Origin of the sequence: Actinomadura sp. WMMA1423, assembly GCF_006547145.1 — a bacterium.
In the GTDB taxonomy this organism is placed as follows: domain Bacteria; phylum Actinomycetota; class Actinomycetes; order Streptosporangiales; family Streptosporangiaceae; genus Spirillospora.
Window position 1 is genome coordinate 6535160 of sequence record NZ_CP041244.1, and the last position, 24369, is coordinate 6559528.

21 protein-coding genes are annotated in these 24369 nt (G+C 73.1%); 13 read left to right on the plus strand and 8 right to left on the minus strand.

What is annotated here, in order from left to right; genetic code table 11:
• Positions 1 to 174 precede the first annotated feature (174 nt).
• The gene (gene secA / locus FKD65_RS30265) at positions 175 to 3045 is read left to right on the plus strand and encodes a preprotein translocase subunit SecA (RefSeq protein ID WP_141581191.1); all 2871 of its coding nucleotides are present in this window, start codon (positions 175 to 177) and stop codon (positions 3043 to 3045) included.
• A 68-nt stretch (positions 3046 to 3113) separates the two neighbouring features.
• Here secA and FKD65_RS30270 read toward each other — a convergent pair whose 3' ends face one another.
• The 3 genes from FKD65_RS30270 to FKD65_RS30280 form a co-directional block, all read right to left on the minus strand.
• The gene (locus tag FKD65_RS30270; protein WP_141581193.1) at positions 3114 to 3584 is read right to left on the minus strand and encodes an Rv3235 family protein; all 471 of its coding nucleotides are present in this window, start codon (positions 3582 to 3584) and stop codon (positions 3114 to 3116) included.
• 217 nt (positions 3585 to 3801) lie between these two features.
• The gene (locus tag FKD65_RS30275) at positions 3802 to 5166 is read right to left on the minus strand and encodes a PTS transporter subunit EIIC (RefSeq protein ID WP_141581195.1); all 1365 of its coding nucleotides are present in this window, start codon (positions 5164 to 5166) and stop codon (positions 3802 to 3804) included.
• 23 nt (positions 5167 to 5189) lie between these two features.
• Entirely contained in the window at positions 5190 to 5930 is a 741-nt protein-coding gene (locus FKD65_RS30280) for a GntR family transcriptional regulator (RefSeq protein ID WP_141581197.1), read from the minus strand.
• Positions 5931 to 6222: 292 nt separating this feature from the next.
• On the opposite strand from FKD65_RS30280, the gene nagA reads away from it, so the two are divergent.
• The 7 genes from nagA to ptsP are packed head-to-tail and all read left to right on the plus strand — an operon-like array spanning position 6223 to position 11868.
• A complete protein-coding gene (gene nagA / locus FKD65_RS30285; RefSeq protein WP_141581199.1) occupies positions 6223 to 7383 on the plus strand; it encodes an N-acetylglucosamine-6-phosphate deacetylase in 1161 nt (386 codons plus the stop codon).
• Positions 7380 to 8420, plus strand: a complete 1041-nt coding sequence (locus tag FKD65_RS30290) for an SIS domain-containing protein (protein ID WP_141581201.1) — start codon at positions 7380 to 7382, stop codon at positions 8418 to 8420. Before nagA ends, FKD65_RS30290 begins: the two co-directional genes overlap by 4 nt.
• A 48-nt stretch (positions 8421 to 8468) precedes the next feature.
• Positions 8469 to 8732 carry a PTS glucose/sucrose transporter subunit IIB gene (locus FKD65_RS30295; RefSeq protein ID WP_302931557.1) on the plus strand — a complete coding sequence of 88 codons (264 nt, stop codon included), beginning with the start codon at positions 8469 to 8471 and terminating at the stop codon, positions 8730 to 8732.
• 34 nt (positions 8733 to 8766) lie between these two features.
• Positions 8767 to 9216, plus strand: a complete 450-nt coding sequence (locus FKD65_RS30300; protein WP_141581207.1) for a PTS glucose transporter subunit IIA — start codon at positions 8767 to 8769, stop codon at positions 9214 to 9216.
• A 4-nt stretch (positions 9217 to 9220) separates the two neighbouring features.
• Positions 9221 to 9898 (plus strand): HAD family phosphatase, encoded by a 678-nt coding sequence (locus FKD65_RS30305; RefSeq protein WP_141581209.1) that lies wholly within the window; start codon positions 9221 to 9223, stop codon positions 9896 to 9898.
• Between the two features lie 13 nt (positions 9899 to 9911).
• Positions 9912 to 10184, plus strand: a complete 273-nt coding sequence (locus tag FKD65_RS30310) for an HPr family phosphocarrier protein (protein ID WP_141581211.1) — start codon at positions 9912 to 9914, stop codon at positions 10182 to 10184.
• 13 nt (positions 10185 to 10197) lie between these two features.
• On the plus strand, positions 10198 to 11868 hold the full coding sequence (ptsP, locus tag FKD65_RS30315; protein ID WP_141587174.1) for a phosphoenolpyruvate--protein phosphotransferase: 1671 nt from the start codon (positions 10198 to 10200) through the stop codon (positions 11866 to 11868).
• A gap of 19 nt (positions 11869 to 11887) precedes the next feature.
• Here the strand turns inward: ptsP and FKD65_RS30320 are convergent, their stop codons facing one another.
• From FKD65_RS30320 to FKD65_RS30335, 4 genes are all read right to left on the minus strand, one after another.
• Positions 11888 to 12385 (minus strand): hypothetical protein, encoded by a 498-nt coding sequence (locus FKD65_RS30320; protein WP_141581214.1) that lies wholly within the window; start codon positions 12383 to 12385, stop codon positions 11888 to 11890.
• A gap of 75 nt (positions 12386 to 12460) precedes the next feature.
• Positions 12461 to 14143 (minus strand): glycoside hydrolase family 3 protein, encoded by a 1683-nt coding sequence (locus FKD65_RS30325; protein WP_240809672.1) that lies wholly within the window; start codon positions 14141 to 14143, stop codon positions 12461 to 12463.
• A gap of 68 nt (positions 14144 to 14211) precedes the next feature.
• Positions 14212 to 16389 carry a transglycosylase domain-containing protein gene (locus FKD65_RS30330; protein WP_141581217.1) on the minus strand — a complete coding sequence of 726 codons (2178 nt, stop codon included), beginning with the start codon at positions 16387 to 16389 and terminating at the stop codon, positions 14212 to 14214.
• Between the two features lie 381 nt (positions 16390 to 16770).
• Positions 16771 to 17988, minus strand: coding sequence for an N-acetylglucosamine kinase (locus tag FKD65_RS30335; RefSeq protein ID WP_240809673.1), 1218 nt, complete (start codon positions 17986 to 17988; stop codon positions 16771 to 16773).
• Positions 17989 to 18049: 61 nt separating this feature from the next.
• On the opposite strand from FKD65_RS30335, the gene FKD65_RS30340 reads away from it, so the two are divergent.
• Together FKD65_RS30340 and FKD65_RS30345 are read left to right on the plus strand one after the other, a co-directional pair.
• The gene (locus tag FKD65_RS30340) at positions 18050 to 19030 is read left to right on the plus strand and encodes a MurR/RpiR family transcriptional regulator (protein WP_240809674.1); all 981 of its coding nucleotides are present in this window, start codon (positions 18050 to 18052) and stop codon (positions 19028 to 19030) included.
• Positions 19027 to 19923, plus strand: a complete 897-nt coding sequence (locus FKD65_RS30345; protein WP_141581219.1) for an N-acetylmuramic acid 6-phosphate etherase — start codon at positions 19027 to 19029, stop codon at positions 19921 to 19923. Before FKD65_RS30340 ends, FKD65_RS30345 begins: the two co-directional genes overlap by 4 nt.
• Positions 19924 to 20216: 293 nt before the next feature.
• On the opposite strand, the gene FKD65_RS30350 is transcribed toward FKD65_RS30345, so the two are convergent.
• Positions 20217 to 21413, minus strand: a complete 1197-nt coding sequence (locus tag FKD65_RS30350) for an acyl-CoA dehydrogenase family protein (protein ID WP_141581222.1) — start codon at positions 21411 to 21413, stop codon at positions 20217 to 20219.
• Positions 21414 to 21474: 61 nt separating this feature from the next.
• Here FKD65_RS30350 and FKD65_RS30355 point away from each other — a divergent pair, with 61 nt between their 5' ends.
• The 3 genes from FKD65_RS30355 (at position 21475) to pruA (ending at position 24339) form a co-directional block, all read left to right on the plus strand.
• Positions 21475 to 22110: an HAD family phosphatase gene (locus FKD65_RS30355; RefSeq protein WP_240809675.1), complete on the plus strand. Its 636-nt coding sequence runs from the start codon at positions 21475 to 21477 to the stop codon at positions 22108 to 22110.
• A 24-nt stretch (positions 22111 to 22134) separates the two neighbouring features.
• Positions 22135 to 22644 carry a hypothetical protein gene (locus tag FKD65_RS30360; RefSeq protein ID WP_141581226.1) on the plus strand — a complete coding sequence of 170 codons (510 nt, stop codon included), beginning with the start codon at positions 22135 to 22137 and terminating at the stop codon, positions 22642 to 22644.
• Positions 22645 to 22710: 66 nt separating this feature from the next.
• Positions 22711 to 24339, plus strand: a complete 1629-nt coding sequence (pruA, locus tag FKD65_RS30365) for an L-glutamate gamma-semialdehyde dehydrogenase (RefSeq protein ID WP_141581228.1) — start codon at positions 22711 to 22713, stop codon at positions 24337 to 24339.
• Positions 24340 to 24369 lie beyond the last annotated feature (30 nt).

The window sequence follows — 24369 nt, forward strand, 5'->3', positions numbered from 1 at the left end:
CCTCCTGAGGTGTGAGACTTCTTCTCCGGGCCCCCGTTGGTCAAACGGGGCGCTGTGTGGATTGCGCTCCGGAGTGACCTAGACCATTCTGGGTCTCGCCTACGATGGGCATCGTACGTGTGGTGTGCGCGCCGCCTGGAGCGGTGACCCACGATCTGCAAGGAGCCTTCGAGAGTGCCGCCAGTCATCGACAAGATCCTTCGTGCGGGCGAGGGAAAAACTCTGCGCAAGCTCAAGAAGCTCGCGGATCAGGTCAACTCGATCGAGGAGGACTTCCTCGAGATGAGCGACGCCGAGTTGCGCGAGCTGACCGACAAGTACCGGGAGCGCCTCGCCGACGGCGAGACCCTGGACGAGCTGCTGCCCGAGGCGTTCGCGACCGCACGCGAAGCCGCCAAGCGCGTCCTCGGCCAGCGGCACTACGACGTCCAGGTCATGGGCGGCGCGGCGTTGCACCTCGGCAACATCGCCGAGATGAAGACGGGTGAGGGCAAGACCCTGACCTGCGTGCTCCCCGCCTACCTCAACGCCCTCACGGGCGACGGCGTCCACGTGGTCACGGTGAACGACTACCTGGCCAAGCGCGACGCCGAGTGGATGGGCCGCATCCACCAGTTCCTCGGCCTCGAGGTCGGCGTCATCCTCCCGCAGATGACCCCCGACGAGCGCCGGGCGGCCTACAACGCCGACATCACCTACGGGACGAACAACGAGTTCGGGTTCGACTACCTGCGCGACAACATGGCGTGGAGCCTGGAGGAGTGCGTCCAGCGCGGCCACAACTTCGCGATCGTCGACGAGGTCGACTCGATCCTCATCGACGAGGCCCGCACCCCGCTGATCATCTCCGGCCCGGCCGAGCAGAACTCCAAGTGGTACTCGGAGTTCGCCAAGATCGTCCCGCGGCTGAAGCGCGCCGAGCTGGTCAGCACGGCCGGCCAGGTCGACGAGTACGGCCCCGGCGACTACGAGGTCAACGAGAAGAAGCGCACGGTGGGCGTCACCGAGTCGGGCGTCGAGAAGGTCGAGGACTGGCTCGGCATCGACAACCTCTACGACTCGGTGAACACGCCGCTGGTGAGCTTCCTCAACAACGCGCTGAAGGCCAAGGAGCTCTACAAGCGCGACAAGGACTACGTCGTCATGAACGGCGAGGTCCTGATCGTGGACGAGTTCACCGGCCGCATCCTCCACGGCCGCCGCTACAACGAGGGCATGCACCAGGCCATCGAGGCCAAGGAGGGCGTGGCGATCAAGGACGAGAACCAGACGCTCGCCACGATCACCCTCCAGAACTACTTCCGCCTCTACGGCAAGCTGTCCGGCATGACCGGCACCGCCGAGACCGAGGCGGCGGAGTTCAACAAGACCTACAAGATCGGCGTGGTGCCGATCCCGACGAACAAGCCGATGATCCGCAAGGACGTCGCCGACGTCGTCTACAAGACCGAGCAGGCCAAGTTCGAGGCCGTGGTCGACGACATCGCCGAGCGGCACGAGAAGGGCCAGCCGGTCCTGGTCGGCACCACGTCGGTGGAGAAGTCCGAGCGGCTGAGCAAGATGCTCAAGCGGCGCGGCATCCCGCACGCGGTGCTGAACGCCAAGCACCACGAGCAGGAGTCGGCGATCGTCGCGGAGGCGGGCCGCAAGGGCGGCGTCACCGTCGCGACGAACATGGCGGGACGCGGCACCGACATCATGCTCGGCGGCAACCCCGACTTCCGCGCCGACCTGGAGCTGCACCAGCGCGGCCTGTCCCCGCTGGAGACGCCCGACGAGTACGAGGCGGCCTGGCCCGAGGCGCTGGAGAAGGCCAAGGAGGACGTCAAGGGCGAGCACGAGGAGGTCGTCGACGTCGGCGGCCTGTACGTCCTCGCGACCGAGCGGCACGAGTCGCGGCGCATCGACAACCAGCTGCGCGGCCGCTCCGGCCGCCAGGGCGACCCGGGCGAGTCGCGGTTCTACCTCTCGCTCGAGGACGACCTGATGCGGCTGTTCAACTCGGCCCGCGTCGAGGCGATCATGACGCGGCTGAACATCCCGGACGACGTGCCGATCGAATCCAAGATCGTCACCAACGCGATCAAGTCGGCGCAGAGCCAGGTCGAGCAGCAGAACTTCGAGATGCGCAAGAACGTCTTGAAGTACGACGAGGTGCTGAACCGGCAGCGCAAGGTCATCTACGCCGAGCGCCGCAAGGTGCTCGAGGGCGAGGACCTGCAGGAGCAGGTCCGCCGGATGATCGACGAGGTCGTCGCCGGCTACGTCGCGGGCGCCACCGGCGAGGGCTTCGCCGAGGAGTGGGACCTCGACAAGCTGTGGAAGGCATTCAAGCAGCTCTACCCGATCTCGATCACGGTGGACGAGCTGGTCGAGGACATCGGCGGCGACATCTCCGGCCTGGACGCCGAGACCCTCGCCGACAAGATCCGCGAGGACGCCCGGGCGGCCTACGACAAGCGCGAGGAGGAGCTCGGCGCGGAGGTCATGCGCGAGCTGGAGCGCCGCGTCGTGCTGTCGGTGCTCGACCGCAAGTGGCGCGAGCACCTCTACGAGATGGACTACCTCCAGGAGGGCATCGGCCTGCGGGCCATGGCGCAGCGCGACCCGCTGGTCGAGTACCAGCGCGAGGGCTACGACATGTTCAACGCGATGCTCGACGGCATCAAGGAGGAGTCGGTCGGCTACCTGTTCAACCTCGAGGTCGAGGTCGAGGACCAGCCGGAGACCCCGGTCGTGGGCGCCGAGCCGGTGTCGGTCGCCAAGTCCGCCACCGCGGTGGACATGGACAAGGCCGAGGCGGAGGCCGAGCCCGAGGAGGCCGAGGAGCCCGTCGCGATCAAGGCGAAGGGCCTCGACGAGCCGAAGCGCCCCAAGAAGCTGGAGTACTCGGCCCCGACCGTCGACGGTGAGGGCGGCGTCGAGCACCACAGCGAGGAGACCGCCGACGAGTACGCCGGCGTGAACCGCAACGACCCGTGCCCCTGCGGCTCGGGCAAGAAGTTCAAGCGCTGCCACGGCGACCCGCGCAGCAAGAGCAGGTAGACGCCGGACAGCGCGAGCACGGTGCGCGAGCGGCCTCCCAGGGGTTCCCGGGAGGCCGCTCCCGCATGTCAGGGAGCGGTCGTCTCCAGCGCCGTGCAGCGCCACCGCCCCCGCGCGTGCTCCAGCCGCAGGGCCAGCGCGTGGACGCGTCCCGCCACGACCACCACGGCGACCGCCTCCGCGACGGCGGGCGACGGCCGCTGCGACCGCGTCGACAGCACCTTCGGCGGGACGACCCGGCCGCCCGGGGCCCGGCGGCCGCACTGCGCGGCGAGCTCCCGGCACACCGCCGGGGCGGCCACGAGGGCGAGCTGCTGCGCCGGCCGCGTGCCCGCGAGGACCTCCACGGCGAGCCGCACGGCGGCCTCGGCGACGGCCTGGACCTCCGCGTCCACCCCGTCCGCCGGCCGGACGAGCCGTAATCCGGGCCCTCGCGGTGCGGAGCCCGCCGCCGGGCGCAGCGCCAGTGCCCCCTGAACGCCGGGTGCCGGACGGTACCGGACGAACCGCACCGCCGCGGTTCTGGACGGACGAGCCATGGAACCTCCCGAGTCGCTTTGTGAAACAGGAGTCACGAAGCCCGCGGAAAATACGTCCTGACCGCTTACGGCCGCTCCCGTAACACCGCCCGGGGACGCGGAAGGCGGCGGGACGCGGAGTGCGTCCCGCCGCCTTCGGGGAGCGAGTCCCGGGGTGCGGGGTCCCGGGACTCGTGGAGGCCGGGGGCGGCGGGTGCGCGCCGCCCCCGGCGGGGCCTCAGCCGGCCGGGGAGTCCTGCGGCTCCGCGGTGCCCTTGCGGCTCTTCTCCTTGCCTCCGCCGAGCTCGGGATCGGCGGCGGCGTCCACGGCCGTCGACTCCTCGTCGTCGGGTTCGCGGCCCGGGGTCGCGATGTTGAACTTCGTGATCAGGAACTTGAAGATGAAGTAGTACAGGAAGAAGTACAGGACGCCCATCCCGAGGATGAGCCACAGCCCCTTGGTGTTGTCCTTCGTGGCGTTCAGCAGCAGGTCGATGCCGCCCGCGGAGAAGCCGAAGCCGAGCTGGGCGCCGGCCGCCTCCAGGACCGCCATCGAGATGCCGGTGAGGACGACGTGCACGCCGTACAGGACCGGCGCGACGAACATGAACGCGAACTCGATCGGCTCGGTGACGCCGGTGACGAACGCGGTGAGCGCGGCGGAGATCATGATGCCGCCGACCGCGGGGCGCCGGTGCGGGGGAGCGGCGCGCCAGATGGCGAGGGCCGCGCCGGGCAGGCCGAACATCAACACGGGGAAGAACCCGGCGAGGAAGCCGCCCGCGTGCGGGTCGCCGGCCAGGTACCGGTTGATCTCGCCGTGGACGGTGCCGTCCGGGCCGTTGTAGGAGCCGAACACGAACCAGATGAGCGAGTTCGGGATGTGGTGCAGGCCGAACGGCAGCAGCAGGCGGTTGATGACGCCGTAGATGCCGGCCCCGGCCGCGCCCGCGCCGGTGATCCAGTTGCCGAAGTCGGTCAGCCAGCTGCCGAACACGGGCCAGATGAAGCCGATCACGACGCCGAGGACCAGGCCGGCCACCGCCGTGATGATCGGGACGAACCGGCGGCCGCCGAAGAACGCCAGGTAGGTGGGCAGCTTCACCCGGTAGAAGCGCTGGTAGAGCAGCGCGGCGGTGACGCCGATGAGGATGCCGCCGAGGACGTCGGTGGGGTTCTTGGCCCCGAAGTCGATGACCTCCTTGGGCGCGCCGTCCACCACCTTGGTGATCAGCACGTTGCCCTTGAGCTCGTCGCTGTGCGAGAACATGATCTTGGAGACCTGGTCGAACACCAGGTACCCGACCACGGCCGCGAGCGCGGTGGAGCCGTCGGACTTGCGGGCGAACCCGATCGCCACGCCCACCGCGAACAGCAGCGGCAGGAAGCTGAACAGGGCCTGGCCGGCGCCGCCGACGACCTCGGCCACGCGGGTCCAGCCGAGGCCGTCCGCACCGAGCATGTCGGGCTGGCCGAACCGGAGCAGCAGCGCGGCGGCGGGCAGCACGGCGATCGGCAGCATCAGGCTGCGGCCGATCCGCTGCAGCACCGCGAGGGCGCTCGACCCTCGGCGCGGCGCGGAGTCCACTGTTGTCGCAGTCATCGCGAGGTTCCTCCTCAGGGGATTCAGGAGTGCGGTGGGGGATTTCCGAGGGCCGTGTGGATCTGGTATCGGTCCGCCCTGTAGGTCGACACGCCCAGCTCGGCGCACACCCCTCCGGTGTAGGAGCGACGTTGCAGCAGCAGCACGGCGCTGCCCCGGGCGATCTGCAGGTGCCTGGCATCGGCCGCGTCTGCCAGGCTGGCGTCGATGGTCTGGTCGCCCGCGTCGAAGACGAGCCCGTAGACCGCTTCGAGAACGCCGTACAGGGAGCGGTCGGCGAGCCTGCGGTCGAGCAGGTCGGGAGCGAGCGAGGCCAGGATGTGCGCGCGTTCGAGTGCCATCGGCTCGCCGTCGGCGGTGCGCAGCCGCTCGATGACGTGGATCTGCGTGCCCGGCTCGACGTCGAAGATCCGGGCGAGGCGCGCGTCGGCCGGCACCGTGCGCCGGTCGAGGTCGACGGCGCCGGGTCGCAGTCCGCGGGCCAGCATGTCCTCGGTGAACGAGACGAGCCGCAGCGGCATCTCGATCTTGGGCCGGGCGACGAAGGTGCCCTTGCCGGGGACGCGGTAGAGCCGCCCCTCGGACACGAGCTGGTCGACGCCCTGCCGGACGGTCATGCGGGACAGCCGGTACCGGACGCACAGCTCGCGCTCCGAGGGGATCGGGGCGTCGACGGGCAGTTCCGCGCTCTCGATGAGGTCGAGCAGGATCGCGCGGAGCTGGAAGTACTTCGGTACCGGGCTGTGCGGGTCGATGGTGGTCACGGGGGTTTCCTCGATGGCCGGGGGCCGGATCGATGGGGGGTTCCGGGGCTCGACGATCGGCTGGTCGGTGCTGGGCCGGTGTTCGATTGGGTTCGTACTGGTCTAGGCCGGACTAGACCACAGCATCGAAACGCATGTCAATGCACGAATCCGTAACGGCCCGATCGCGCTCGGCCCCTTCATCTCCGTCCAGTGCGTGGAGTATGGTGCGTACTGGTCTAGTCCGGACTAGACCAGTTGGAATCCGCAGGAAACCACCCGCGATCTTCGCGTCACAGAGAGCGCGTCCCCCATGGCATCACTGCTGATCACGGCCGACCGCATGATCCTCACCCCGGCCGGCGGCCCGCATCGCGTCGTGTCCCCGGGATACGTCCGCGTGGCGGACGGTGTGATCGCGGAGGCCGGTGAGGGGCGCCCGGACGGCGCGCCCGACGTGGACCTGCCCGGCGGCCTCCTCGCGCCGGGGCTCGTCGACCTCCAGGTGAACGGCTACTTCGGCCACGACATGGTGGACGCCGACGAGGCCGCCTGGCACACCGTGGTGTCCCGCCTCCCCGAGACCGGCGTGACCGCGTTCCTGCCCACCTTCATCACCGCTCCGGTACGGACGCAGGCCGAGGCGCTCCGCCGCACGCGCGATCTCCTGCCGGGCCTGCCCGCCGGGGCGCGCGTCCTCGGCGTCCACCTCGAGGGCCCGTTCCTGTCGGAGAAGCGCAAGGGCGCCCACAACGCCGCGTACATCACCGACCCCGTGCCCGGGGACATCGAGACCCTGCTGGAGACGGGCCTGGTCAAGCTCGTCACGCTCGCGCCGGAGCGGAACGGCGCCCTGGCGGCGATCCGCGCCCTCACCGCGGCCGGCGTGCTGGTCAGCGTCGGGCACAGCGACGCCACCGCCGCGCAGACCGCCGCGGCGGCCGACGCCGGCGCCCGCATGGTCACCCACGTCTTCAACGCGCAGTCCGGCGTCCACCACCGCGACCCGGGCGTGGCCGTGCAGGCCCTCATCGACGAGCGGCTGAGCCCCGGCCTCATCCTCGACCTGCACCACGTCGGGCCCGAGGCGGCGACGCTGGTGCTGCGGGCCGCGGCCGGACGGGTCGTGCTCGTCACCGACGCGGCCTCGGCCGCCGGGATGCCCCCCGGCACCTACGACCTCGGCGGCGAGCCCATCACCATGCCCGAGCAGGGCCCGCCGCTGCGCGCCGACGGCACCATCGCCGGTTCCGGCCTCCGGCTGGACGAGGCCGTCGGCAACGCCGTCGCCCTCGGGATCGACCCGGCCCTCGCGGTGGACGCCGCGACCCGGATCCCGGCCGACCTCGCCGGCCGGCCGGACCTCGGCCGAATCGCCCCCGGCGCGGCGGCCGACCTGGTCTGGTTGGGCCCGGACCACCGGGCGCATGCGACGTGGGTCAACGGGCAGGAAGTCTTCGGAGGGGGATCATGACCAGTCAGATGCGCGCCGAGATCGGTGAGCAGCCGGACGCGCTGCGCCGGACGATCGACGCGCTCCTCCCGCGCACGCCGGACGTCGCCGCCCTGGCGCGGGAGACCCGGCAGGTGCTGTTCATCGCGCGCGGGTCGTCCGACAACGCCGCGGTGTACGGGCGCTACCTGGTGGAGACGCACGCCGGGCGGCTGGCCACGCTCGCCGCGCCGTCCGTCGCGACCGCCTACCGGCGCCGGCTGGACCTGTCCGGCGTGCTGGCCGTGGCGATCAGCCAGTCCGGCAAGACCGAGGAGATCGTCGAGACCCTCGACTGGGCACGCGGCTGCGGCGCCCGGACCGTCGCGGTCACCAACGGCGCCGGGTCGCCGCTGGCCGAGGCCGCCGAGGTCGCGCTGGTCACCCAGGCGGGCGCCGAGGTCGCCGTCCCGGCCACCAAGACCTACACGACGCAGCTCGCGGCGCTGTCGGTGCTCGGCCTCGGGCTCGGCGCGGACGTCGCGGCCGGCGACCTGCGCCGCGTCCCGGACGAGACCGCCCGGATGATCGAGCTGACCGAGGCCTCGCCCGCCCTGCCCGAGATCGTCGATGACCTGGCGAAGGTGCCGGGTACGGTGGTCTCCGGGCGCGGCATCGCGTTCGGAACCGCGCTGGAGCTGGCCTTGAAGATCAAGGAGGCGTGCTACCTGCACGCCATGGGCCTCTCGTACGCCGACCTCCTGCACGGCCCGATCGCCGTCGTCGACGCGCAGACCCCCGCGCTGCTGGTCGCCGCCGACTCCGGCCCGACGCTGCCCGGCACCGTCGCGCTCGCCCGGCGGGTGCGCGGCGCCGGGGCGCGCGCGTTCGGCGTCGGCGGCGGGACGGAGCTGGCGGAGGCGTGCACGGCCGCGCTGCCGGGCCCCGGCCTGCCCGAGTGGGTGGCGCCGCTGGGCCTCATCGTCCCCGGCCAGATCCTGGTCGAGAACCTGGCCCGCCGGCTCGGGATCGACCCCGACGTCCCGCGCGGGCTCAACAAGGTGACCCAGACGGACTGAGCCGCCCCTACGGACCGAGCCACCCGGACGATCCGCAGCACTGACCGAGTGACCCCCACCCGAGAAGAGAGAAAGAGCATGGACAAGGCCGAGGCCATCGTCGCCGCCCTGGGCGGAGCCGACAACATCGTGGAGATCGAGCCGTGCGCGACCCGGCTGCGCACCGAGGTCTCCGACGCCGGAAGGGTCGACGAGGCGGCGCTGAAGAAGGCGGGCGCGTACGGCGTCATGCGCAGCGGCACCGTCGTCCAGGTCGTCGTGGGCCCCGAGGCCGACACCATCGCCAGCGACATCGAGGACATCCTCGACTGACCCGCCCCACCCCGACCGACCAAGGGAACCCCTGATGACCCGAGTACTGTCCCCGGTGGCCGGCCGGGTCGTCGGCCTCGCCGGCGTCCCCGACCCGGTGTTCGCCCAGGCCATGGTCGGCCCGGGCACGGCCGTCGACCCCGAGCGCGGCCCCGGCCACGCCATCGCGCCCGTCACCGGGAAGATCGTCAAGCTTCACCCCCACGCGTACGTCGTGGTGGACGAGGAGGGCCACGGCGTCCTCGTCCACCTCGGCATCGACACCGTCAAACTGAAGGGGCAGGGCTTCGAGCTCCTGGTCTCCGAGGGCGACGAGGTCACCGCCGGGCAGCCGCTCGTCGGCTGGGACCCGGCGGTGATCGAGGCGGGCGGCCGCTCGCCGATCTGCGCGGTGGTCGCCCTGGACGCGGGCGCCGACGCCCTGTCGGACGTGCGCGAGTCGGGCGAGGTGGCGGAGGGGGCCGAGCTCTTCACATGGACGTGAGCACATGGCGGTGATCGGCCTCGGCGCGGCGGTCTTCGACCTCGACGGCACCCTCATCGACACCGAGCCGCGCAACCGCGTGATGTGGTCGCGGCTGTTCGACGCGCACCGCGTCCCCTACGACGAGGCGCTGATCGGCTCGTTCGCGGGGCGGCGCGGGGTCGAGGTGCTGTCCGACCTCGCGCACCTGTTCCCCGGCCGGACGGTCGAGGAGCTGTTCGAGCAGGCGATCTCCTACGAGTCGCTGCCGGGGATGCCGGACGTGGCCCCCGTCCCCGGCGCGGTCGACCTCGTCCGGTCGCTGGCGGACGCGGGCGTGCCGCTGGCGGTCGTGACCTCGGGGCAGCGGCCCTACGCCGAGCGCCTCCTGGACGAGCTGGGCGTCCGCTCCCTGCTCGACCTCGTGGTGACGGCCGGGGACGTCGTCACGGGCAAGCCGCATCCGGAGGGGTACCTGGCCGCCGCGCGCGACCTGGACGTCCCGCCGGTGGAGGCGGTCGGGTTCGAGGACGCCCCGGCGGGCGTGGCCGCCGTCAAGGCGGCCGGGATGACGTGCGTGGGCGTCATCACCACCCAGTCGGTGGGAGCGCTGGCGAGCGCCGACCACGTGGTGGCCGATTTCATGGAAGTGGACGTCGTGCCGGGCCCCGCGCTGCGGGTGCTCCGGACGGTAACGAGCTGATTGGGAGTGTGCGGTGACCGAGCGCAACGTCAAGATCGAGTCCAGGGTGGGCCTGCACGCGCGGCCCGCCGCGCTGTTCGTCCAGACCGCGGCCAAGGCCCCGATGGACGTGACGGTGTCCAAGCGCGGCGGTGCCCCGGTGAACGCCAAGAGCATCCTCGCCGTGCTCGGCCTGGACGCGCGGCACGGCGAGGAGATCGTCCTGTCCGCGGAGGGCGAGGGGGCCGACGTGCTGCTCGACGATCTGGAGAAGCTGCTGTCCACCCCGGAGCCCGAGGGGGCGTGACGTGGGCCAGGTGATGCAGGGCGCGGGCGTCAGCCGCGGCGTCGGGATCGGGCCGGTGCGCACGGTCGCCGGCGAGGTGCCGGAGCCGCCCGCCGGGTCGCGGCACGGCGGCGACGCCGACGCCGAGCGCGACTCCGCCCTCGCCGCGCTGGAGGCCGTCGCCGCCGACCTGGAGGAGCGCGGGGAGCGCGCCGCCGCGGCCGGCAACCCCGACGGCCGCGACGTGCTGGGCGCGCAGGCGATGATGGCCCGCGACCCCGGCCTCGCCGACGGCGTCCGCGCCAAGATCGGTGAGGGCACTGCGGCGGCCCGCGCGGTGTTCGAGGCGTTCGGCGTCTACCGGGAGATGCTCGCCGGGGCCGGCGAGTACATGGCCGCGCGGGTCACCGACCTCGACGACATCCGCGACCGCGCGATCGCGCGGCTGCTCGGCCTCCCGGTCCCGGGCGTCCCGGAGTCCGGCGAGCCGTTCGTGCTCGTCGCCCGCGACCTCGCCCCCGCGGACACGGCCGTCCTCGACCCCGCGCAGGTCGTCGCGTTCGTGACGGAGGAGGGCGGCCCGACCAGCCACACCGCGATCCTGGCCCGGACGATGGGCGTCCCCGCGGTGGTCGCGCTGCCCGGCGCGACCGCGCTCGCCGAGGGCACCCGCGTCCTGGTCGACGGCGCGGCGGGGACGGTGCGCCCCGACCCGTCCGAGGCCGAGGTGGCCACGGCGCGGGCCGCCGCCGAAGCCCGCGCGTCCGCGCTGGAGGAGTCCACCGGGCCGGGCGCCACGAGCGACGGGCACCGCGTCCCGCTGCTGGCGAACGTCGGCGGCCCGAAGGACGTGGAGGCGGCGCTGGCGAACGGCGCCGAGGGCGTGGGCCTGTACCGGACGGAGTTCCTGTTCCTCGACCGGGCGTCCCCGCCGTCCGACGCGGAGCAGGAGGAGGCATACCGGAAGGTGCTGGAGGCGTTCCCGGAGGGCCGCGTGGTCGTCCGGACGCTCGACGCCGGGGCCGACAAGCCGCTGGCGTTCCTGCCCGCCCCCGGCGACGAGCCGAACCCCGCGCTCGGCGAGCGCGGCCTGCGGATGATGCGCCGGCACCCGGACGTGCTGGCCTCCCAGCTCGCCGCGCTGACCCGCGCCGCCGCGGGCCTCGGCGTCAAGCTCCAGGTCATGGCGCCGATGGTGACCGGCGCGGACGAGGCGGCCTACTTCGCGGCGGCGTGCCGGAAGGCCGGCGTCGAGCATCCCGGCGTCATGGTCGAGGTGCCCGCCGCCGCGCTGCGGGCCCGCGACCTGGCGCCCGAGGTGGAGTTCTTCAGCATCGGCACCAACGACCTCACCCAGTACGCGTGCGCGGCGGACCGGCAGGTCGGCGGCCTCGCGCACCTCCAGGACCCGTGGCAGCCCGCCGTCCTCGACCTGGTCGCCCCCGCGGCCGGCGCGGGCGTCCCGTGCGGGGTGTGCGGGGAGGCGGCGGGCGACCCGGCGCTCGCCTGCGTGCTGGTGGGCCTCGGCGTGACGTCCCTGTCGATGAGCGCGCCGTCCCTCCCGCTGGTGCGGGCCGCGCTGGCGCGCCACACCCTGGAGCAGTGCCGCGCGGCGGCAGCGGCGGCGCGGGGCGCCCGAAGCGCCGAGCAGGCCAGGGAGGCCGCCCGCGCCCACCTGCCCGGGCTGGCCGACCTCGGGCTGTGACCCGCGGCCCGGCCCGCGGTCAGCCCGCGACCTGCCAGCGCGCGCCGTTCCTGCGCAGGACGAAGCTCGCGGCGAGCAGGCCGCCGGGCCGGGCCGGCGCGCCCTTCCACCGCAGGTCCTCGAACCGGACGGTGCAGTCCCCGCCGTCCGGCCCCACCTGGCAGGCCGGGACGGTCACGCCGCGCAGCGCCGCGACGTCCTCGGGGCGCAGCCTCGCGCGGGCCCGGCCGAGCCCCGAACGGCAGCGGCCGGGCCCGCCGAATACGCGCTGCTCGTAGGCGGGCGCGAGGTAGGCGCACGCCCTGACGTTCCCCGCCGCCACCCCGCGCAGGTACTTGTAGAGCGCCAGCCGCGCGGGCAGGGTCCGGCGCGGAAGGCTCCGGTCCCGCGGCGCCTCGGTGAGGCGGGAGTCGCCCGGCTCGGGGGTGAGCGGCGGCATCGTGACCTCGTTCCCGCCCCCGCAGGCCGCCAGCAGCGGGAGCAGTGTCAGGGCGGCGAGGAACGGGCGGGCGTGCACGGGGACCTCCTGGGGGCGCGAAGGCGGCCCGATCCTCCCAGCAGAGCGGCCTTCGCGTCCATCGGGCGGCCGCGCCTACCGGTAGCCGATCCCGTATCCGGCGGGCTTCCCGCCCGCGGGCACCGGCAGCCTGCCCGTGGGCTTCACCGCTCCGCTCAGCACCTTCGCCAGGGCGTCCACCGACACGCGGCTGGAGGAGTAGGTGGCGAGCGCCGCCCTGGCGCCGCCCGCCGAGTCGAGGTCGTAGGGGCGCCCGAGTGCGGCGACGACCACCGGCCTCGATCCGGCCGCCCGGATCCGGGAGGCGGTCCCCGCTCCCGCGTTCAGCGTGGTCAGCACCGTGACGTCCGCCGAACCGGGCGCCGCGATCGCGACCCCCTGCCGGCGCAGCGCCGCCTGGAGCCGGTCGCCGGCCGGACCGGACACGGCGACCTTCCTCCCCTTGAGGGGCAGCAGGCCGCCGTCGTTGCGGACGAGGGTGACCGCGTGTTCCGCCACCCGCCGCGCGACCGCCTTGTTCGCGGCGGTGCCGACGGCCGAGGCGGCCTTGGCCGGATCGGCGGCCGTCCCCTGGAACAGGCCGCGCCGCTGCTTCAGCCGGAGGATCCGCGTCACCGACTCGTCCAGCCGCTTCCGCGTGATCTTCCCGGACCGGACGGCCTTCACCACGGCGCCGTAGGCGCGCGGCAGGTTCGGCGGCATGAGCAGCTGGTCGGCGCCCGCGTTGATCGCCCTGACCGGGACGGCGGCGTCGCCGTACTTCTCCCGCACCCCGGCCATCTCCAGCGAGTCCGTGGTGATGACGCCCTGGTAGCCCAGCTTCTCTCGCAGGAGCCCCGTGAGGACGGTCTTGGAGAGCGTGGACGGGTCGCCCGATCCGTCGAGCTTCGGGACGACGATGTGCGCGGTCATGACGAGGTCGACGCCCGCCGCGATCGCCGCCTTGAACGGGGGCGCGTCGAGCCGCTCCCACGTGCTCCGCGAGTGCCGGATCACCGGCAGGCCGGTGTGGCTGTCGGTGGCGGTGTCGCCGTGGCCGGGGAAGTGCTTGGCGGTCGCGGCGACCCCCGCCGCCTGGAAGCCGCCGACCGCGCCCTGCACCAGCGTCGACGCCAGGGCCGGGTCGGACCCGAACGAGCGCAGCCCGATGACCGGGTTGCGCGGGTTCACGTTCACGTCGGCGTCGGGCGCGTAGTCGAGGTTGATGCCGACCGCGCGCAGTTCGGCGCCGGTGACCTGGGCGGCGGCGCGGGCGTCCGCCCGGCTGCGGGTCGCGCCGAGCGCCATGTTGCCGGGGAAGGTCGTGACGAACGGCGTCCGCGAGACGATGCCCTGCTCCTCGTCGACGCCGAGCAGCAGCGGGATCTTCGAGGCCCTCTGCAGCGCGTTGGACTGCGCGGCCGTCCGCGCCGGGGTGCCGATGTTGCCGGGAAAGTAGATCAGCCCGCCGACGCGGTACTTCCTGATCTTCGCCAGCGCGTCGGCGCGGCTGGAGAAGGTCGGGACGAACAGCTGCCCGACCTTGTCCTCCACGCTCATCTTCGCGACATGGCCGGGGATCCACGCGTCCGGTGCGGGCGTGCGCGGACCCCCGGGCGCGGCGGACCCGGCGGACGGCGCCCGCCCGCCCTTGCCGCCATCGCCGCCGCCGCAGCCGGCAGCCCCCGCGACCAGCGCGGACACCGCCGCCGCGAGCGCGAGTGAACGTGAAGCACGCACCTGACCAGGCCCCCCGACGTGGTCTCGGTATTCGGTCATTCGGTCGCATCGGACGCACGCGACCGTAGCCGCCCCCGGGTGCCGCTGTCGACCCGATCTCTCCCGGCTCAGCGCGGGGTGGCGGACGGGACGGGGGTCGCACCGGCCCTCGCCTTGGCGGCCTTGCGGCGGGCGAGTTCCGGTGGCAGGGCGGGGGACGGCGGGCTGGAGGGGGACGGGGCGGTGGAAGGGGAGCCGCCGTCCGGACCGCCGGGCTTCGGCTCCCCGGGGTGCCGCGGGGCCCCGCTCTGCTTCGCCGGGTCGGTGTCGGCCCAGTTCGCGGCGACGCCGGAGAACGCGGGCCGGGGCAACGGCCGGACCGGCAGGTCGCGGGCGGCCTCGCCCATGAAGGAGCGCCAGATCGTCGCGGGCAGGTTCTCCCCGGCGACCTTCCCCGCGAAGCCGGGCAGGCCCCGCAGCGGGGCGGGCCTGGCGTTGCCCATCACCACGGCCGTCGAGACCTGGGGGACGAAGCCGACGAACCAGGCGGCGCGGTTGTGCTCGGTGGTGCCCGTCTTCCCGGCGGCCTCGCGGTCGGGCAGTGCCGCGCGCTCGCCCGTCCCTCCGGTGACGGTGGCATGCAGCGCATAGGCGGCCTGTGCCGCCTGCTCGGTGCTCAGCACCCGGCGCCCCGGGCGGTCCCAGGGCAGCGGGACCCGCCGGCCGTGCGCGTCGACGACCTTGGTGACGAGGTGGGGGACGACGGCCGTGCCGCCGTTGGCGAACGCCGAGTACCCGGCGGCCTGGGTCACCGCCGCGACGTCGGGGGTGCCGAGCGCGACCCCGGCCTGCCCCTTGAACGGCGCGAGCGCGGAGGCGGGCACCCCGAGCAGGCGCGCGGTCTCCATGACGTCCGGGATCCCCGTCTTCAGGGCTGCCTTCACATATCCGGTGTTGACCGACAGGGCCGTCGCCTTGACCAGGTCCATCGGGCCGAGCGAGCCGATCTCCTCGTCGTTGTCGACCTTGTAGCCCGGCGCCGTCATCGGCGTGACCTCGCCGTTCGGCGCGAACTTCTGCGGGGAGGCGCCGCTCACCCTCGTCCGGACGCTGAAGCCCTTGCGCAGCGCGGCCGCCAGTACGTACGGCTTGAACGTCGAGCCCGCCTGCGCGACCGGCGCGAACACCGAGTCGACCTGGCTGCGCTTCGGGTCGCCGCCGTAGAGCGCCCTGACCGCGCCGGTCCGGGAGTCGACGGCGACGAGCCCGGCGTGCACGGTCCCGGGCCACCGGGGCTCGCCGGCCTCGCGCATGGCCCGCTCGGCCTCCCGCATCCAGCGCTGGTCCAGCCCGGTGTAGATCTTCAGGCGGCCGTTGACGACGCTGTCGATCGGGATGCCGACGCTCGCGAGCTCCTCCTCGACCCGGTGCCGGACGAGGAGGTCCTGGCCGGACAGGCCGACGCCGGTCCACTCGTCCTCGGTGCGGGGGAAGCGCTGCCGGTCGGCCTCGGCCCGGCCGAGCCTGCCCATCGACACCATCCCGTCCAGGACGTACTTCCAGCGGGTGCGCAGGGCGCGGGCCGCGGGGCCGTCGCCCCGCGTCCGGAAGTACGTCGGCCGCTGGATCATCGCGCCGAGCAGCGCGCACTCGGCGACGTCGAGCTGCCAGACGTCCTTGTCGAAGTAGGCGCGGGCCGCCGCCTGCACCCCGGACGTCTGCCGGCCGAAGTAGATCGTGTTGAGGTACAGGTCGAGGATCTCGTCCTTGCCGCGGCTGCGGTCGAGCTTCATCGCGATGAAGATCTCCTTGACCTTGCGGCGCATCGTCCGGTCGCGGCTGAGCCCCCTGAAGTAGTTGCGTGCGAGCTGCTGGGTGATGGTCGAGCCGCCCTGCGTGTCGCGGCCGGACGCGTTGTTCCACAGCGCGCGGAACGTCCCGCTGGGGGAGACGCCGTGGCCGCCGTAGAAGCCGCGGTCCTCGGCGGCGAGCACCGCCCAGCGCAGCCGGTCGGGGATCTGGTCGTGCCGGACGCTCTCGCGGTTGGCGCCGAGGCGGAACAGCGGCGTCCGGCCGTCGGCGTAGTAGACGGCGGAGCCCTCGTCGGTGACGCCGTCCTGCGGCTGCGTCGGCAGCGGCGTCCGGAGGTAGGCGACGACGGTGCCGGTGGCGCCGGCGGTCACCAGGACGGCCGATGTGATGATCATCACCAGCGCCGCGCGGCGCGGGCGCAGCCGGGTCCGGACGGCGCGGGACAGGCGGGAGAGGACAGGCCGGAGACGGCGTGCCCTGGGCAGGGGCGGCATGGGACCTCGTTCGACGTGGAGTACGGAGTCGGCCGTCGTCCAGGCCAGGGGAGCGCAGGGCGGGCATGCGTCTGGCACGCGCCAGGGGAGCTGGGGCGCATGCGGACCGGGAACATCCCGCACGGACGACGCTGCGACGATTTCGCAGCCGAATCGCTGGAGCCACGTCTGTGGCCGGTGGTCCCGCGGGGCGCGGCCCCATCGGGACCGCTTCCACGGCACTGCTGCCACCGTGGTCACAGCTTAATCACGATGGACCCCGGGATCGCAAGCGGTTCGCGGATCATTGGGGTCCATCGCGATGAACCTGCCGGCCGGGCCGGAATCGGGACGGCTGGGCCGGAGCCGGACGGGGCCGTGCGCCGGGGCGGCGCGGTCGGCTCAGTCGGGCAGAGGGTGGCCGAGGCGGCGCAGCGCCAACCCGGCCGCACCGACGGCTCCGTCGCCGGCGCTGCGCGGCGCCTCGGCGAAGCGGGCGCGCAGCCCGGAGCGGACCGCCTCGGCCACGGGGCCTTCTCGGAGCACCGAGCCGTGCATGACGACCGGTGCGCAGGGGTCGGACAGGGCCGGGCGCACCGCGTCGACGTCGGCCAGCAGCCACTGCGCGGCCTCGTCGGTGATGCGCCTGGCCACGGGATCGCCGGCGGCCGCGGCGGCGGCGACCACCGGGCCGAGCCGGCCCAGCGCCGCCGGCGGGCGGCCGTAGACCTCCTTGATGATCGCCTGGGCGAGCCGGGGATTGGGCCGGGCCCCGGGTGACTCGGGATGGCACGGCGGCCCGTGCGGGCCGGGCGGCCCCCCGCCCGGGACGGGGTAGCGGGCGGACGGCGGGTAGGCGGATTCGGGCGCGAGGACGGCGGTCCCCCCGGCGCGTCCGCCGGGGAGTCCTCCTCCGGTGGACAGGGTCGCGGACTGCGGCACGGCGGAAGGGCCCGGTGACGGCGAAGGGGCGCCGGCCATGGCCAGCGCCCTTGGATGGCGGTGTCTTCGCCGTTCCGAGTCGATCTGCGCGACCACGGTGGCGCCGAGCAGCGCCCGGGGGACCGAATCGGTGAGCAGCGTCGGGGAGCCGCGGCCGTCGTAGGCGGCGAGCGCCGCCCGTACGGCCTCCTTCCCGAGCCACACCGCCGAACCCTCGTCCCCGACGAGCCAGCCGTAGCCGTCCGCGCGCTGCACGATCGCGCCGTCGTTGATGACCGCCGCGCCGGCGCCCGTGCCGGAGAACACAACGATGCCCTTGGGCTCGCTGGTCCCGGCGGCGAACGCCACCGCGATGTCGGTCACCACCGCGGGCGAGCCGCGCAGCCCGACGGACTGCCAGGCCCGCCGGGCCGCCGCGACGGCGGCGGGCCGGCCGGCCGAGCCGGCACCGGCGATGCCGAACACGCCGGTGAGGATGTGGGTACGGTCGAGGTCTCCGAGCGCCTCCCGCAGGGCGGTGGTCAGCGCCCCCGCGGTGTCGCCTCCTGAGTTGGGGTTGGCCCCTGGGCCGGTGCCGGAACCGGCCAGGGCTCCCCCGAGCGTCAGCACGACGCAGCGGGTCTTCGTGCCACCCGCGTCGATACCGACCACGTAAGGACCGGCCAAATGGGTCAACACATGGCGACCGTAGCCTTTCCTAACGTTGACGTGACATCCTGCACGTAAGAAAATTTCCTCCATGAGGAAACCCATCGGCCCCGGTCGGGGCCCCGAGCGGGGGATCACGGGGGAGCCCGCTGCGCCACGGGACGACGCGGCGGGCAAGGAGAAGGACGCCACGCCGCTGAGCACCGTGGTGCGGGTCCGTTCGCTGCTTCCCTCGCTGCCCCCCGCCGAGCGACGAGTCGCTCAACGCGTCATCGACGACCCCGAAGGGGTCGCCAACTCGACCATCACCGAGCTCGCCCAGAACTGCGGAACCTCCGAGACCACCGTCATCAGGTTCTGCAGGGCGATCGGGTTCCATGGTTACCCAGAGCTGCGGCTGACCCTCGCCACCGAGGCGGGACGGGCCCAGAGCGCCACCGGCGGCCGGGTCATCGGCAGCGACATCAGTCCTGACGACTCGCTAGAGCAGATCGTGGAGAAGGTCACATTCGCGGACGCGCGGGCGGTCGAGGAGACCGCCGCCCAGCTCGACATCAAGATGCTGGAGCAGGTCGTGGACGCCGTCGTCGCCGCCGACCGGACCGACGTCTACGGCGTCGGCGCGAGCGCGTTCGTCGCGGCCGACTTCCAGCAGAAGCTGCACCGCATCGGACGCGTCTGCTCCGCCTGGGCGGACGCCCACATCATGCTGACCAGCGCCGCCGTGCTGAACCCCGGCGACGTGGCGATCGGCATCTCGCACACCGGCGCGACCGTGGAGACCATCGACGCGCTGGAGGTCGCGAAGACCAGGGGCGCCAGGACCGTGGCGCTCACCAACTTCCCGAAGTCCCCCATCGCGGAGGTCGCGGACCTGATCCTGACGACCGCCGCCAGGGAGACCACGTTCCGCTCGGGCGCCACCGCCAGCCGGCTGGCGCAGCTCACGGTGGTGGACTGCCTCTTCGTCGGAGTTGCGCAGCGCACCTACGGGTCTACCCGCAAGGCCCTCGAAGCCACGTACGAGGCGGTCCGCGGACGGACCGTGCGACCCGACCGGAGGCGTCGGTGATCGATTGCGAGCTCCCCACGGAGGGACGGAACCCCCGGACCCTCGACGTCGACACGCTGCCGACCCTGGAGGTGCTACGCCTGATCAATTCTGAGGACGCGACCGTGCCGAGGGTCGTCGGCGCCGTCCTGCCCGAGGTCGCCCGGCTGGTCGACCTCGCCGTGGAGTCGCTGCGCGCGGGCGGCCGCGTGCACTACTTCGGGGCGGGCACGTCCGGCCGGCTCGCGGTGCTGGACGCCGCCGAACTCCCCCCGACGTTCGGCATCTGGGGCCGGGTCGTGGCGCACCACGCCGGCGGCCCCGGCGCGCTGTCGCAGGCCGTCTCCGACGTGGAGGACGACACCGAACTCGGCCGCCGGGACGCCCTCGACGTCGCGCCGGGCGACGTCGCGATCGGCATCGCGGCGAGCGGCCGCACCCCGTACGTGGTGGGGGCGCTGCGCGCCGCCGCCGAGGTCGGGGCGCGCACCGCGCTGATCAGCTGCAACCCGCACACGCCCTACGGGGCCGAGGTGGAGGTGCACATCGGGCTCGCCACCGGGCCCGAGGTGATCAGCGGGTCCACCCGGATGAAGGCGGGCACCGCGACCAAGCTGGTGCTCAACTCCTTCTCCACCACGCTGATGATCAGGATGGGGCGCACCTACTCCAACCTGATGGTCAGCGTGAACGCGCTGAACTCCAAGCTGCGGGCCCGGCTGGTGCGCATCCTCACCGAGGCGACCGGAATGGACGCCCGCACCTGCGAGAACGCGCTGTCCGAGGCGGGCGGCAACACGCGCGTCGCACTGGTCTCGCTCCTCGGCGAGGTCCCCGCGTCCCGCGCCACGATGGTCCTGGAGGAAACAGACGGCGGCGTAAGAGAAGCGCTGCAGAGGCTTAGATCGGCGTAGCAGGGACCCGCAACGACCTCACCGTTGCGCCCTCACCTAAAGCTCGCGATCGCGACAACACCAGCCGCCGCCGCAACCAGCGACGACCTCAACACTCGCGATCGCGTCCGAAGGCAGGTTCGAGCGAAGCAAGAATCTGATCGCGCAGCGAGCCGCAAGGCGAGACGGAGCGATGCCAGCGATCGCCGCAGTGCCCGACGATGGAGGGCCCCCGGGCCCGAAGGAGGAGGGCACTGCAATAGGCACAGCAGGGCCTTCAAGGCCCGAGGGAGGAGAGAAATGCAATAAACACGTCAGTTTTCGTACTTGCATAGTTCCTGGCGGGCCACGGTGCGGATGTGGACCTCGTCGGGGCCGTCGAAGATGCGCATGGCGCGGACCCAGGAGTACATCGCGGCCAGCGGGGTGTCGTCGGAGACGCCGGCGGCGCCGTGCACCTGGATCGCCCGGTCGAGCACCTCGTGCGTGATACGGGGCACGACCACCTTGATCGCGGCGATCTCCGTCCGCGCGCCCCTCGCGCCGTGCCTGTCGATCAGCCAGGCGGTCTTGAGGGTCAGCAGCCGCGCCTGCTCGATCGCCATGCGCGACTCGGCGATCTGCTCGCGGACGACGCCCTGCTTCGCCAGCGGGCCGCCGAAGGCCTCGCGGGAGAGGGCGCGGCGGCACATGAGCTCCAGCGCCCGCTCCGCCATGCCGAGCGCGCGCATGCAGTGGTGGATGCGGCCGGGCCCGAGCCGCGCCTGCGCGATCATGAACCCGTCGCCCTCGGCCGCGAGGAGGTGGGAGGCCGGCACCCGGACGTCCTCGAAGACGATCTCCGAGTGGCCGTGCTGGTCCTGGTAGCCGAACACGGGCAGGTGCCGGACGACCCGCACGCCCGGCGCGTCGCGCGGCACGAGCACCTGCGACTGCTGCCGGTGCGCCGGGCCGTCCGGGTCGGTCTTGCCCATGACGATGAAGATCTTGCAGCGCTCGTCGGCGGCACCGGTGATGAACCACTTGCGGCCGTTGATCACGTACTCGTCGCCGTCCCGGACGATCGAGGTGGTGATGTTGGTGGCGTCGGACGAGGCGACCTCGGGCTCGGTCATCGCGAACGCGCTGCGGATCTCCCCGTCCAGCAGGGGCCTGAGCCAGCGCTCCTTCTGCTCGTCCGTCCCGAACATGTGCAGGACTTCCATGTTCCCGGTGTCGGGCGCCGCGCAGTTGACCGCCTCGGGGGCGAGGTCCGGCGATCGTCCGGTCAGCTCGGCGAGCGTCGCGTAGTCCAGGTTCGACAGCCCGGACACGTCCGGCAGGAACAGGTTCCACAGGCCGCGCTCGCGCGCCTCGGCCTTCAGCTCCTCGACGACCGGCGGCAGCGCGTGCGGGTCGTTCTCCGCCCGCCAGGCGGCGTAGACGGCCTCGGCCGGGTAGACGCGCGCGTCCATGAACTCCTGGAGGCGGTCCCGGTAGTCGCGTGCCTTCGGGCTGGGTTCGAAGTCCATGAGCGGCATTCTGACAGAACGGGATTCGGTCGTTTTGCCGGGGATCGCCTACCATCGGCCCGTGAGCGTCAAAGCTGTGATCACCGACTGGGGCGGCGTCCTCACCTCCCCCCTGGCCGAGGCCGTCGAGGTCTGGCTGACCGCCGACCGCATCGACGTCGAGCGCTACAAGACCGTGATGCGCGCCTGGGTGAAGCAGGCCTACGACGGCGCCGGGACCAACCCCATCCACGGCCTGGAGGACGGGTCCCTGCCCACCGCCGAGTTCGAGCGGCTGCTCGCGGCCGAGCTGCTCACCGTCGACGGCGGCCCCGTGGAGGGCGCCGGGCTCATCGCCCGCATGTTCGGCGCGTTCGCCCCGGTCGAGCCGATGTACGACGCGCTGCGCGCGGTCCGCGCCGGGGGCGCCCGCACCGCCCTGCTGTCGAACTCCTGGGGCAACGAGTACCCCCACGACCTGTTCGCGGAGCTCTTCGACGCGGTCGTCATCTCCTGCGAGGTCGGCATGCGCAAGCCCGACGAGCGGATCTTCCGGCACGCCCTCGACCTGCTCGGCCTGGCCGCCGCCGAGTGCGTCTTCATAGACGACATCGAGCACAACATCCGCGCCGCCGAGGCCCTCGGCATCCGCGGCATCCTGCACACCGCCCCCGACACCACGATCGCCGAACTGCGCGGGATGGACCTGCTGCCCTGACGGTCTGGCAGACTGCAGACCGTCATGCGCGTCTACCTTCCGTCCACGCTCACGCTGCTCGCCGGCGTCCACTCCGCCCGGGAGATCGGCCCTGCGCCGCTCGCCGCCCACGCGGTCACGCCCGCGCTGCGCGAGTGGTACGCGGGCGGCGACCTGGAGGAGCTGGAGTACGCGGCGATGACCGCCGCCGCCCGCTCCTCGCTGCGCCTGCTCGCCGCCGACCCGTCCGTCCCGCCGCGCCGGGTCGTGCTGGCCGCCGAGGTCCCCGACGACCAGGTCTCCTGGGCCCGCGGCGACGCCGCGCTCGGCAACGGCGACCGGGCCCTCGTCGAGCTCGCCGCCCCCGTCCCGTGGAAGCGGATCGCCTCCGGCCACGTCGACGACTCCGGCGCCGAGCCCGACATCGCCGCCGCGGCGCTGGCCCTCGCGGCCGCCGACGCCGGCGACGACGACGCCCGCTTCACCGTGGACGGCGCCGAGGGCCACGAGCTCCTCTGGTACGCCACCCAGGAACTCGTCCACCTCCTCGACTAGCGGCACGGGCGCGGGGTAGGTCCCCCGGCACGTCGACAATGCCGTCGGATCGCAGGGGGACGTCAGATGGACGCCGTCACCGCCGTGCCGGTTCCGATGAACGAACCGGTCAGGACGCACGCGCCGGGGAGCCCAGAGCGGGCCGCGCTGGAAGCCGCGATCAAGGAGCTGGGCGGGGCGCAGACCGAGCTGACGATGGCGATCGGGGACGAGCGGCGCATGGGCGCGGGCACGCCCGTCGACGTCGTCGAGCCGCACGACCACGGGCACGTGCTCGGCCGGATGGGCGAGGCCACCGAGGCGGACGTGACCGAGGCGATCGCCGCGGCGCGGGAGGCGGCGCCCGCCTGGCGGGCGATGTCCTTCGACGACCGCGCCGCGATCTTCCTGCGCGCCGCCGAGCTGCTCGCCGGGCCGTGGCGGGCCACGCTGAACGCCGCGACGATCCTCGGCCAGTCCAAGTCGGTGCAGCAGGCCGAGATCGACGCCGCCTGCGAGCTGATCGACTTCTGGCGTTTCAACGCCTCGTACGCGCGGCAGATCCACGAGCAGCAGCCGCTGTCACCGCCGGGGGTGTGGAACAGGCTGGAGTACCGGCCCCTGGAGGGCTTCGTCCTCGCCATCACCCCGTTCAACTTCACCGCGATCGCCGGGAACCTGCCGACCGCGCCCGCCCTGATGGGCAACGTCGTGGTGTGGAAGCCGTCCCCGACGCAGCAGCTCGCCGCCCACCACACGATGCGCCTGCTGGAGGCCGCCGGCCTCCCGCCCGGCGTGATCAACATGGTCACCGGCAACGGCGGCGCCGTCTCCGCGGTGGCCCTGCGCCACCCCGAGCTCGCCGGCCTGCACTTCACCGGATCGGTCGCCACCTTCCAGAACCTGTGGCGGACGATCGGCGAGAACATCTCCGGCTACCGCGGCTACCCGCGGATCGTCGGCGAGACCGGCGGCAAGGACTTCGTCGTCGCGCACCCCTCCGCCGACCCGGCCGTGCTGAAGACGGCCCTCGTGCGCGGGGCCTTCGAGTACCAGGGCCAGAAGTGCTCCGCCGCGTCCCGCGCGTACGTCCCGCGCTCCATCTGGGACGGCATGCGCGACGACTTCTGCGCCGAGGTCGACGCCCTCACCATGGGCGACGTCGCCGACGACCTGTCCGCCTTCATGGGCGCCGTGATCGACGACCGCGCCTTCGCCAAGCACCGCCGCGCCATCGAGCGCGCCCGCGGGACCGACGGCCTGCGGATCCTCGCCGGGGGCGAGTTCGACGACTCGCGCGGCTACTTCGTGCGCCCCACGGTCCTGGAGTCCTCCGACCCGACCGACGAGATCTTCACCACCGAGTACTTCGGCCCGATCCTGGGCGTCCACGTCTACGACGACGCCGACTACGACGGCGTCCTGACCCAGATGGAGGGCGTCTCCGACTACGCCCTCACCGGCGCGGTCATCGCGGGCGACCGCGCCGCCGTCGCCGAGGCCACCGAGCGGCTCCGCTTCGCCGCCGGCAACTTCTACGTCAACGACAAGCCGACGGGCTCGATCGTCGGCCAGCAGCCGTTCGGCGGCGCCCGCGCCTCCGGCACCAACGACAAGGCGGGCTCGATCTTCAACCTCACCCGCTGGACGAGCGCCCGCTCCATCAAGGAGACCTTCGTCCCGCCCACCGACCACCGCTACCCGCACATGGGCTGACGCTCCCTCGCCGGGACCTCTTCACCACCG